Origin of the sequence: Marinoscillum luteum (assembly GCF_044005705.1) — a bacterium.
Lineage (GTDB): Bacteria > Bacteroidota > Bacteroidia > Cytophagales > Cyclobacteriaceae > Marinoscillum > Marinoscillum luteum.
This window is the reverse complement of the sequence record NZ_JBIPKE010000020.1, coordinates 189144-202195: the sequence shown is the minus strand read 5'-3', so window position 1 is coordinate 202195 and position 13052 is coordinate 189144. Positions and strand designations below refer to the sequence as shown.

Sequence of the window (13052 nt, the reverse complement as noted above, 5' to 3'; positions counted from 1 at the left end):
ATGTGCTATACAATATAAAGACATTTAGTGCCGTCATAGGTACATTTTGTATCCCTTCGCCTATGGGGTAACGATCTATTTTTGTTTGAAATAATAGATCGTTGAAATGAGAAATTTTTTACTGGCCTCACTAATGGGACTAATGCTTTCATGTACATCAGCACAGACCGATGAAAATTCGGACAAGTCGAACATAGATGAATTAATCAGTCAAATGACTCTGGAGGAAAAGGTTCATATGCTCCATGGTAAAGGTAAGTTTACTTCAGCGGGAGTAGCGCGGTTGGGTATACCTCATTTGAAATCTGCCGACGGGCCGCTGGGGGTACGCGAGGAGATTCAGAATGATAGCTGGGCTCCCGCGGGGTGGGATAATGACTTTGCTACTTTTTTCCCCGCAGGAGGAGGCCTGTCATCTACCTGGAATCTGGATCTCGTCAGGCGCTACAGCATTGCCATGGGAGAAGAAGCCCGGGCCAGAGAGAAGCATGTGCTTTTGGCACCCGCGGTTAACCTTATTCGTTCACCTTTAGGTGGAAGAAACTTTGAATACTTCACAGAAGATCCATTTCTCAATAAAAAATTGGTAGTGCCATTTGTGCAGGGGCTTCAGGCCAACGATGTGGCTTCATGTGTGAAGCACTATGCCATTAACAATCAGGAGACCCTGAGAGGCAGTATCGATGTGCAGGCTGATGAGCGGACGATCAGGGAGATGTATTTGCCTGTATTTGAGGCGGCAGTGAAAGAGGGCAATGCCTACTCCGTGATGAGTGCCTACAATCGATTTAGAGGGGCCTATTTATCTGAGAATGATTATATGCTGAACACCATTCTTCGAGACGAATGGGGCTTCAAAGGGTTTGTAATGTCTGACTGGGGTGCTGTTCATTCTACCAAAGAATCTGCGCTGTATGGATTGGATATAGAGATGGGTACAGAGATTGATAACTATGATGATTGGTTTTTCTCAGAAGCCCTGATAGCCGCCGTTCGCAATGGCGAAGTGTCAGAATCTGTGATCGATCAAAAAGTAAAAAACATCCTTTATGTGATGGAGAAAATTCATGCGATTGGCTCGGAACCTCAGGCAAAGGGTACCCTGAATACTCCTGAGCATCTTCAGGTGGCCTATGACGTGGCAGCAGAGTCGGTGGTGATGTTGAAGAATGATAACAATGCCCTGCCATTGAAGTCATCAAAGATCAGGAGTATTGCTGTCATTGGTGATAATGCGAAAAGAAAACATGCCAATCAGGGCTTTGGAGCTGGCGTAAAAACCAGGACAGAAGTGACCCCATACGATGCTTTGGTGGCTCATTATCCTGATATGAAAGTCAATTATGCCCTCGGTTACAAAGAACAATACCTAAAGAATGACCTGAATCGCTCATGGGGACTTCCTGTAGACTATGTTCCCAATGAGCAGTTGGTCGCTGAGGCTGTAGCTGCGGCTAAAGCTTCGGATGTGGCTGTTGTTTTTGCGGGTTCCAACCGTCTGGTAGAGACGGAGGCAGAGGATAGAAAAGGGCTGAGGTTGCCCTTTGGTCAGGAAGCTTTGATCAAAGCGGTGAAGGCGGCCAATCCTAACACCATCGTCGTGATCATAGCGGGTTCTCCGCATGACTTGTCGGAGATTGATGCTACAGTGGATGGATTGTTATGGTCATGGTTTAATGGATCCAGGGCTGGAGATGCCATTGTAGATGTGCTTTTTGGAGAAGTTAATCCAAGTGGAAAACTGCCTGTGACCTTTCCTAAAAGGCTGGAGGATTCACCGGCACATGCCACCAATAGCTTTCCCGGAGGACCGGATGTGGTAACTTATGAGGAAGGAATCCTGGTGGGCTATCGCTGGTTTGACACCCAAAATATTGAGCCTTTTTATCCATTCGGGTACGGGTTGTCCTATACCAGCTTTGAGTATTCGGATTTGAGCACTGATAAATCCTCTTACAATGCTGGTGATGTCATTAAGGTGTCTCTGAAGGTGAAAAATGCAGGGGCGGTGGATGGAAAGGAAATTATTCAGCTATATACCAGTAAGCCAGAGTCCGACATCCAGCGTGCTGCGAGGGAGCTCAAAGGCTTCGGAAAAGTGGCACTGAAAGCAGGTGAAGAAAAGTTGGTCACCCTCGAAATTCCTGTCAAGGAGCTGGCTTACTATGATGTAGAGGCTAAAGGTTGGTCAGTAGAGCCTGGTACCTATGACCTGGCGTCAGGAGCCTCGTCAAGAGACTTGAGAGGGAAAGTATCTTTCTCCGTAAAGTAAATTTTTGGTTTAGTAGTTTTTAGGTTGGAATAAATCCGGGGTGGTTCCCGGATTTTTCATTTCATTTCAGTGTTAATTTCAACACCACAGCAGGGTCGTTCATGGATTGTGAGGGAGTAGTAAACAGGAAACCTTTTTCCGTCAACTCCCAGAGCACCTTCTCGTTACTTCCTAGTAAAACCACCTCCTGAATAGTCTTACCTTTTAGATTTTCCCTATTGATGGAGCTGATTTTTACTTGCTCATCTTCACCTGGCCAGCCCATCAAGATGGCATAAAGTTGATTTTCTTTGGTGGTGAAACGGACATCTTCAGCAGTGTAGGTTTTCCACTCCAGGAAATGTCCTGAGGTCCCCAGAACAGTAGGTCCTTCCCCGTAGACCGTCCATGTACGGGTGTCATAGATGGCTTCTCCATACTTTTTCAGCCATTCCCCAATATCCCTCAGTACCATCTGCTGGTCTGCGGGAATCACTCCATTGGCTTTGGGAGAAATATTGAGCATGAGCACACCATTTTTACTTACTATGTCTATAAGAACATGGATGATCTCTGCGGCAGGTTTTACCTCAAGTGTTTCTGTATAGCTCCAACTCCCATGAGCAATGGTCTCATCTGTAAGCCAGAAATGGTCCGTTTTATCATCCATTCGGCCTTTTTCCAAATCCATCAGACTCACTCCTGACGGTAGTTCACCATTTTTGTGAGTGATTACTACTCCTTTGTCTTTCATACTCGCATGGTTCAGGTAGTAGGTAACAAACTTGAGTTTGACTGAATCGGGTATTTTGGACAACTCGCCATCGAAATAGATGAGATCGGGGCTATATTGATCAATGACCTCCTGAAGTTTCCCGAGCCAATTTTCATAAAACTGATCCTTGGGTATATTACCATACATCATTCGTATGATAGAGTCTGTGGAGGAGGTGTACAAATTTGGGTGATAAGGGAAATAGGATCTATCATTCAGCCAGTTGGCGGTATCCTGCTGATAGATTTGGAGGTTTCTGGCCATGTGAAAAGTAGTCACAAATTTCAGGCCTTTGCCATGAATGGCACGCTCCAACTCTCCAACCAAGTCTCGTTTTGGCCCCATTTTCTTGGCATTCCAGGGATTAATGCGACTATCCCAGTTGGACCAACCGTCATGATGTTCCGCCACAACTCCTGAAAACCGGGCTCCTGATTGTACGAAGAGGTCGGCCCAGTTTTCTGCATTGAAGCTATCCGCGCGAAACATTGGCACGAAATCATGATAGCCAAATGCCGAAGGGTGACCGTATGTGGCCACATGCTGTGCATAGTCATCCGTACCTTCTACGTGAAGATTCCTTGGGTGCCAGTCGTTGGCATAAGCCGGTACTGAGAGGAGGCCCCAATGATAGTAGATTCCAAACTTGGCATTTCTGAACCATTCCGGAGCTTCTTCATAGCTGGCTAATGAATCCCAGTTTTCTGCATATTTCTTCATAGTCGCCTGCTCGGGGTGTGAGCAGGCGGTAAAGAACAATGCGAGCAAAAGAGTGTGACAGATTGGTTTCATAAGTGTTTGAGATGGTTTTATGAATGCAAGATATTGAGGTGTTTGTTTTTCCAGGTGGAACATTGAAATGTCCTGGGGTAAAGAATGTCATTTTTAAAAACCTTTCATATGAAATCAATCAGATGTTGTTTAATATGTAAATTATAATGGATCTGTATCGCAATTGATAATGAATAGGTTGATGACAAAGTGGGTTGTTTTGATGACTTGCCTGGCTGTTTCTGGTTATGTAGCCAGTCAGCCCTCTGCGGATATTAAATTTGAGCGAATTACTACCTCCAATGGCCTCTCGAATAACCAGATTAACGATGTTTTTCAAGACAAACAGGGCTATATATGGGTAGGTACTTTATCGGGCCTCAATCGATACGATGGCTACAATGTCAAGTCATTCTATCATGAAGAGGGTAAGTCAGGAACACTTCAAAACAATACAATCCTTTGGATGGCGCGAGGCCCTGAAGGAAAGATGTGGGTCAGGAATAGTCTCGGGATTTCGGTATACAATTCGAGTAAAGAAACATTTGAGGTACCTGTAGGATACCTCACATTGTTACAGACCGAACCAGTTTTCATTGCTCAGATGGAGGACGATCCATATGGTAATTTTTGGTTTGTAGTGGAAAATAGAGGCCTAGTCAAAATATCCAAAGACGGATCCACTCAGCAGTTTAACAGCAATCAGGATGGAATCAAAATTGCTTCAAACACCATCACCGACATTGTGACTGATCACCTGGGTAATATCTGGGTGGTCCATTCTATTGGAGCCATAGAGATGATTGATCCTCGGGAGAATAAGGTGATTCGCCGATACGGTATTCCTGAGATTTCCTCGAAAAAGGAAAACTACTGGCGTTTGTTTGTGGACATGGATCAGGATGTTTGGCTTTTTTCTACAGACGACCCTTTTGGGCTTTTTTACCTCAATACCCGTACGGGTGAAACAAGACTTCTGGACGAAAAAATATTGACAAGTGAGTTGATCAGGGATGTCATTCAGTATGAAGATAATCAGATGTGGATAGGCACAGATCATGGAGGGATTTCAGTACTTGTTAAGGATACATGGAGTGTCAGGTCAGTTCTGAATGACCCGGATGCACCTAAAAGTCTCAATAATAATAATGTCAATACTTTGTTTAGAGACAGGGATGGAGGAGTGTGGGTAGGTACCACAAAAAGTGGAATCAACTATCATCACAGAGGAGCAAACAATTTCGCACATTATAAAGTCCACAAGAAAGATCCCGCTTATAATGACATGAGTAGTATGGTGGAGGATCGAAGCGGAAACCTATGGATTGGGACTAATGGTAAAGGATTACTTTATTTCAATCGTGCAAATCATACCTTCCAAAGTGTGCTCGATGATATGAGCATACCTGGCCCTACTCCTGCAGTGGTGGTGAGTTTACTTTATGCCAAAAATGAAACTTTGTGGGTAGGTTCTTATCTGGAGGGGCTATTTCTGTATGATGGCAAAAGATTCTCCAGATTTAATTTTGGAAATGATGATCCTGAATCGGGTAGTAGTGTATGGGAGCTTTATGAAGATTCTCAGGGCAATATATGGATTGGCACCCTGAACAGAGGAGCTTACCGGTTTAACCCTAAGACCAATGAACTGACCAACTTTAGTATACAAAATGAGCTAAAGGCCAATTATGTAACCTGTATTACAGAGGATTCACAGGGTCGGATCTGGTTGGGAACCGGTCGTGGGTTGTCTGTATTTGATCCGCGTGATGAGAGCGTAAGAAGTTTTCTTAGCGAGGACACCATTCAGTATCCAATCAGTAATAATAGTATCATTTCACTGCATTCAGATAGGGATGGTCAGCTTTGGGTAGGCACGCTTGATGGACTCAATAGGTATGATGAGGATAAAAATGGGTTTAAAGTCTTTCGTGATAGTGATGGGCTTTCTTCCAATATTGTCATGTCCATTGAGGAAAGCAACAATGGCGACTTATGGATGAGCACCTCCAGAGGGATTACCAGAATGAGTACGGGTTTGAAGCCTTACGATTTTCAAACTTTCGACCTGTCTGACGGTCTTCAGGGTGATAGTTTTACAGAAGATGCTTCACTCAAGACCAGAGATGGTGATCTTATTTTCTCAGGACAGAATGGTTTCAATGTTTTCAGGCCATCAGAAATTGAGGTCAGCGACAAAGCTGCGAAAACGCTCTTTACTAAGTTTTTTATTTCCAGCACTGAAATCACCACTGGAGCAGCGTTTCACGATCGAGTGATCCTCACTAACCCGCTGGATGATACCCGTGATATCTACCTCAATCATGATGAAAATACCATATCTATAGAGTTTGTGGCTCTTTCATTCTTTCAGTCTAGCAAGCTCCGGTATCAATACAAACTGGAAGGATTTGATGATGATTGGCTAAATGCTCCTCCTGAAGTGAGGAGTGCGAAATACACCAATTTGGATTTTGGTAATTACACTTTCAGGGTGAGATCGTCGAATAACCCCAATACATGGGCTGGTGAGGATATTTTTATCAATATTCACATTAGACCACCATTTTGGCAGACGCCATGGGCGTTTGGACTCTATTTCAGCATGATCATCCTGGCACTGTACCTCACTCGTACCTATATTGTTCATCGGGAGCGACAAAAGGCCCAGGTGGAAAATGAGCGCAAAGAGATAGAACGACAGCATCAGCTGGACATGATGAAAATCAAGTTTTTCACGAATATCAGTCATGAGTTTCGCACCCCCCTTTCGCTTGTTCTGACTCCCATTGATAGGATGATCAAGAATCCGGAGAAGATTAAAGTAGGCGATCTGACCATTGTTCAGCGGAATGCCAAGCGATTGATGACCCTGGTTAATCAGCTACTGGATTTCAGAAAAATGGAGGCCAATCAGCATGTTCTGAGTCAGTCCAGTGGTAATATTGTTGCATTTTTGCAGGATGTAATCGACTCATTCTCAGATCTCTCTCGTGAAAAGGAAATAACCCTCAATTTTGAGTCCGAGGTTAGAAGTTTCTACACCTTTTTTGATAAGGATAAAATGGAAAAGGTAATGTTCAACCTTTTGTCCAATGCCTTCAAATTCACCCTGCCAGGTGGGGTGATTACGCTTGATTTTGAACTCCAGAAAAAGGCGGAAGGATCAAGCAATGCGGTGATCATGGTGTCAGATACCGGTATAGGGATACCTGAGGATAAGCAGCAACTGATTTTTAATCGGTTCTTTCAAAATGAAATCACCGGTGATATTATCAACAATGGTACAGGTATAGGGTTGTCCATCACCAAGGAGTTTGTGGAGCTCCATGGAGGAAGGGTCTATGTGGAGAGTAAACTCAACATGGGCAGCACTTTTGTGGTGGAGATGCCTTTAAGGGAGCTCAGTACCGACGAAGATATAGCGGATGAACTGGTGAGAGAGTTGGCCGGGTCGGTGCATAAAAGGGAAGAAACAATAGAACCAGGGAATGAACTGAAACCTTCCGTGCTCTTGGTGGAGGATAATTTTGATTTTCGGTTTTATCTCAAGGACAACCTCAAGCAACATTATAACATCACCGTAGCGAGCAATGGTAAGGAAGCATGGAAAATGATGATGCATCAGCTGCCCGATATTGTGATAAGCGATGTGATGATGCCGGTGATGGATGGCCATCAATTGTGTGAAAAAATAAAATCTGATCCCAGAACCTTACAAATTCCGGTCATTCTTTTGACGGCCCAGTCGTCTGACCAGCATCGCATCCAGGGGCTTGATGCCGGGGCTATTGAGTATATATCCAAACCTTTCAACTTTGAAATACTCGTGAGTAGTATCAATAGTGCGCTTAAGTTTCAGCGTAGGGTACAGGAATCCGGCTCCAGGATAAAAGCCACTCCTGCTGAGGTAGATATTGTCTCGATGGACGAAAAGCTGATAGCCAAGGCTGTCAATCTGGTGGAAGAGAATATGTCAAACTCCGATTTTTCTGTGGAGGATTTGAGTCACGAGCTAGGATATAGCAGAGGACATTTTTATCAGAAGATCCTCAAAATCACAGGCCAGACACCCATTGATTTTATCCGGAATATCAGAATGAAAAGAGCTGCTGATCTTCTGGGAAGAAGTCAGTTGAATGTGTCTGAAGTAGCTTATAAGGTGGGTTACAATAATCCTAAGCTCTTTAGTCGATATTTTAAATCCCAATATAAGATTTACCCATCTGAGTATCGTTCCAAAGCAGTGGATCCAGAGTCCCCCGTTGGTTAGTTCGGCGGTTCGAGGATTAATTCTTGATTCATTGACATAAAAAACCCCTTCAGGAAGGCCTGAAGGGTTTTTTTTATGCGCATGACATTTTTGTACCCATTTCTGGCGAAACCTTGACCGCCTTCAGGATTTATTCGATTTAAAATTGGGAATAGTTTAATCAACGCGCTCTGGAGGATGGTCAAATTAAAGACTCTTCAACAGAATCCACCTAATTATAAAATTAACGCAATAAGTATGAAGAACAATTACATGAAGCGTGAGAAATGGAGAGACGGTCTTTCAGTAATGATTTTCCAGTCTCTGCTATGTCTAAGCCTTGTGCTTTTTGGTAGCTCAGCCATAGCACAGGATCGCACAGTGAGCGGTGTAGTTAGAGACACAGAAACGGGTGAATCATTGCCTGGTGCCACGGTGTTAGAAAAAGGGACCAGTAATGGTACAGTCACCGATGTTGAGGGTAGGTATAATCTCAATGTCGGTAAAGATGCTGTTTTGGTAATTTCATTTGTGGGGTATCAAAACCTGGAATTTACAGTGGGCGCCCAAGCTGTAATAGATGCCAATTTAACACTAGATGTGTCGAGTTTGCAGGAAGTTGTGGTAGTAGGGTATGGTACTCAGAAAAAGGCTCTAAATACTGGAGCGAATCTGAGGGTGGATGGAGAGAACATTCAAAAGCTAAGTACTACCAACGCACTTCAGGGTCTTCAGGGACAGGCACCAGGTGTTCAACTGTCATCTTCATCTGGTCAGCCAGGTTCCGGGATGAGAGTGGTTATCAGAGGGGCTGGATCACTTAGTGGAACTGGCCCTTTATACGTGGTAGATGGGGTTTTGACCGGGGATATATCATACCTGAATCCTGCGGATATTGCCTCGGTGGATATATTGAAGGATGCTGCATCAGCTGCTATCTATGGTTCACAAGCTTCAAACGGTGTGGTACTGATCACCACCAAGAAGGGCAAAGCCGGACAGTCCAGAGTCACATTTGACTCATACTATGGAGTACAGAATGTGGCTAGAAAAGCAGATATGCTGAATGCAAGAGAGTATGCCACTATCATGAACGAAGCAGCTATCAACTCAGGTAAACTACCTTATTTCAACGGAGGAGAAATTGATTCATTGGCAGCTAATGCCAATAGTGATTGGATGGATGAGATGTTTGTGAACAATGCCCTTACTCAAAATTATGTGCTTGGTTTTAGTGGGGGTACTGATGTATCCAACTTTTCATCTTCGGTTTCTTACACAAGTCAGGAAGGCATAGTAGGGGGAGGAGAGGTTTCCAATTATGAACGCTACGGATTCAGGATCAATTCAGAAAGAAGACTTTTTGACGGAATCCTCACGATAGGTGAAAACTTGTCTATGGCTTATACCAATACCAGAGGTATTGGGGTTGGCAACCAATACAACAACACCTTGCGATCAGCATTTAATACGAGTCCATTTGTGCCAATGTATGATTCACTTGGAAACTACTGGGACAATAGCAATGCTACCTGGTACAATGGGGAGGCCAATCCATACGCCAATATGATGATTAACAATCAAAGTGAAGGAAATGGACAAAAGCTCCTGGGGAATATCTATGCTGAATTGAAGCCTATCAAAGGGCTGAGTTTTAAAACCCGATTTGGTTTGGATTACTACGCTAATGAGGGTCATTCGTATGCACCGGAGTATCAGTTGTCTATATACGCTTTCAGAAATTATACAGAGGTAGGGCAGAGCCTTTCCAAAGGAAGGTCAATCCTTTGGGACAACTGGGCGAGTTATGATCTGAATTTGGCCGATCATGGGATTTCCTTCATGGTAGGGTCATCTGTTTACCAGTTTCAGGGTTCGAGTATGTACACCTCCAATAGAGATGCTGTTTTTGTAGGGCTAAAGAATGCCTATATCAACAATACCACAAATACCGATGGGGCCAATATCAACATCAATGGTGGCGGAAACGACCCGGATCACAGGTTGTCATACTTCGGTCGTCTGAATTACAACTTCCGTGAGAAATACCTCCTAAATGCGACCTTCCGTGCAGACGGCTCTTCACGTTTTGCCCATGGCAATCAGTGGGGATATTTTCCTTCAGTAAGTGCCGGGTGGATACTCAGTGAGGAGGGTTTCCTTAGCTCTAGCAGCCTGGTTCGCTATTTGAAACTCAGAGGTAGCTGGGGGCAGGTGGGAAACCAAAACGCCGGAGCCTATCAATACCTGGCTCCCATAAGTACCCAAAATGTTAACTATATCTTCGGAAATACGGAAGGCACACTCACCTCAGGAGCATATCCGAGTAGACTGGCCAACCCTGCTTTGCAGTGGGAAACTGCCGAACAAATCAATATTGGTTTCGATTCCCGATTGATCAATGGGGGGTTAAACCTGAGTGTGGACTGGTATAAGAAGACCAACAAAGACTGGCTGATTGTAGCCCCTGTGCTGGCCACAGCCGGTGCGGATGCCCCTTACATTAATGGTGGCGATGTGATCAACACAGGTATTGAGGTGGCGCTTACCTACAACTCCAGCTTTGGCGATTTGAATTATACGGTTGGTGTCAATGGATCCTATAATCAAAACAAGGTGGGCGAAATCCCCACCAGCGATGGTATCGTGCACGGAGCAACTAATCAATTATTTGCCAATTCTCTGGAGTTTTACAGAGCACAAAGTGGCTATCCTATTGGATTCTTTTGGGGGCTAGAAACTGACGGGATATTCCAAAATGAAGCTGAGGTAAAGGCGCATAAAAGCCAGGAGGGAAAGCTGGTGCAGCCTGCAGCAAAGCCCGGTGATGTACGATATGTCGATCAGAATGGAGATGGCGTAATCGATGATGGGGATCGAAAGGAAATAGGTAATCCAAACCCTGATTTCATTTTTGGGCTCAATGTGGCACTGGAGTATCATGGGTTTGATTTGTCAGTGCTTGGATCTGGAGTAGCCGGTAGCCAAATTGTTCAGTCATACCGCGATCATTCAAATCCATACGCCAACTATACATCTGACATTCTTAACAGATGGCATGGTGAAGGAACGTCCAACAGCGTACCTCGCGTAACGGAAAACGCTTCTAACTGGGTTGAATTCTCAGATCTGTATGTGAAAAACGGAGACTACCTGAGAATTAATAACATAACCATCGGCTATGACTTTGGGAAACTGATACCCAGTGAGAGCTTTGGTAAGCTGAGGTTATATGCTTCAGTTCTGAACCTCTACACATTCACTAGTTACAATGGTATGGATCCTGAGGTAGGCTTTGGGCTGGATAATGGATCAACAGACCGGTTTTCATCAGGTGTCGATCTGGGATACTACCCAAGACCCAGAACATACATGGTAGGTCTAAATGTGTCATTCTAAAAGGAATTCGAAAATGAAAACGATAAAACTAATAATCATTTCAATCGTCACTTTGGGGATGGTCAGTTGTGAGGACTTCTTGTCTACAGAACCACTCACCACTGTGACAGATGCAAACTATTATAAAACACCATCAGATGCTTACACAGCATTGGTAGGTTGCTATGACGGCCTCCAGACCGTTTGGGCTGGAGGAGTGGCACTTCCACTTGCAGCAGAGGTCATGTCAGATAATTGCTTTGGCGGTACTGGGGCGAGTGACGCCTACAACTTCCAGGCAATTGATCATTTTGATGTTTCATTAGCACCTTCTTATCAAAACCTGTACGGAGATAACTGGACAGCCTATTACAGAGCTGTTTACAGATGCAACGTGCTGTTGTCCAAAATGGACCAAATCGAATGGGGCACTGAGGAAAACCTTCAGACGATATACGAAGCTGAAGTACGTTTCATCAGAGCGTACCTCTATTTTGACATGGTCAGAATGTGGGGTAACATTCCCTTGATCACAGAACCTACTACAGAAAACCTGCCCCAGGCTGATCCGGCGGATGTATACGAAATGATAGCTGGGGATTTGATTTTTGCAATTGAGAACCTAAGCAGTCTGCCATACACCTCCCAGGATCCAGCGACTTATGGAAGAGTAACTAAGTGGGCAGCAGAGGCTCTTTTGGGTAGAGTATATCTTTTCTATACGGGATATTATGATCAGACTGATCTGGTTGGGGTTGTAAACCAGTCTCAGGCACTTTCTTATGTGGAAGATGTGATCACGAATGGAGGTTTCGGTTTGGTCGAAGACTTTGCCAACCTATGGCCTGCAGCTTCTGTGGAAAACTATGCTGGTGAGGATAATAAGGAAACAGTTTTTGCAATTAAGTACACATTCACCAGCGATTACAATGGAAATACGGATGGCAATCATTGGCTCGTGATGTACGGTTTAAGAGAGCAGTCTTTCTACCCTTACGGCAATGGCTGGGGAGGAGGTACCGTAAACCCGAAGCTATGGAATGCTTACGCTGATACCGATACTCGAAAGATAGCTTCCATCATTTCTGTAGAAGATGAGGGACTCGACTTTGATTTGGATCGTCAAAGGGAATACACAGGGTACGCCAATAAGAAGTACACCCCAATGTCTGATATGGATGGAAATAGTGTTGCCGTGGAAATGGGAGGCACCAACTTCATGATTGGACAATTTCAGGACTATGTATCCATTCGCTATGCCGATGTACTGCTGATGGCTGCCGAGCTTGGAAGTGGCAATGCTCAGACCTACTTGGATATGGTGCGTCAACGGGCTTATGGAGACAATTTCACACCATTGGCCGTAACTCCGGTAAGTATCATGAAGGAGAGATATTTGGAGTTTGCCCTCGAAGGGATCAGGTATTACGATTTGCTACGGCAAGGATTAGATACAGCTGCAGAGGCCATAGAAGAATCAACCACGGTTACTAATGCCGGGGTAGTGGAGCCCAAAACAATCACTACAGCCAAATTTATAGAAACCAAAGGACTGATGCAGATACCAAACTCTCAGATTACGCTTTCGAGTGGAGTGCTGAAGCAAAATACGGGATGGTAATTAA

General features: G+C 44.4%; 5 protein-coding genes. 4 read left to right on the top strand and 1 reads right to left on the bottom strand.

Features of this window, described 5'->3' with window-relative positions; all coding sequences use genetic code 11:
• Positions 1-106: 106 nt before the first annotated feature.
• On the top strand, positions 107-2272 hold the full coding sequence (locus ACHKAR_RS18830) for a glycoside hydrolase family 3 C-terminal domain-containing protein (RefSeq protein ID WP_395418950.1): 2166 nt from the start codon (positions 107-109) through the stop codon (positions 2270-2272).
• Positions 2273-2333: 61 nt separating this feature from the next.
• On the opposite strand, the gene ACHKAR_RS18825 is transcribed toward ACHKAR_RS18830, so the two are convergent.
• Positions 2334-3818, bottom strand: coding sequence for an alpha-L-fucosidase (locus ACHKAR_RS18825; RefSeq protein ID WP_395418949.1), 1485 nt, complete (start codon positions 3816-3818; stop codon positions 2334-2336).
• 181 nt (positions 3819-3999) lie between these two features.
• On the opposite strand from ACHKAR_RS18825, the gene ACHKAR_RS18820 reads away from it, so the two are divergent.
• The 3 genes from ACHKAR_RS18820 (at position 4000) to ACHKAR_RS18810 (ending at position 13048) form a co-directional block, all read left to right on the top strand.
• Entirely contained in the window at positions 4000-8070 is a 4071-nt protein-coding gene (locus ACHKAR_RS18820; protein ID WP_395418948.1) for a hybrid sensor histidine kinase/response regulator transcription factor, read from the top strand.
• Positions 8071-8307: 237 nt separating this feature from the next.
• Positions 8308-11448 (top strand): SusC/RagA family TonB-linked outer membrane protein, encoded by a 3141-nt coding sequence (locus ACHKAR_RS18815; RefSeq protein ID WP_395418947.1) that lies wholly within the window; start codon positions 8308-8310, stop codon positions 11446-11448.
• A gap of 13 nt (positions 11449-11461) precedes the next feature.
• On the top strand, positions 11462-13048 hold the full coding sequence (locus ACHKAR_RS18810; RefSeq protein WP_395418946.1) for a RagB/SusD family nutrient uptake outer membrane protein: 1587 nt from the start codon (positions 11462-11464) through the stop codon (positions 13046-13048).
• The last annotated feature ends 4 nt before the right edge of the window (positions 13049-13052 follow it).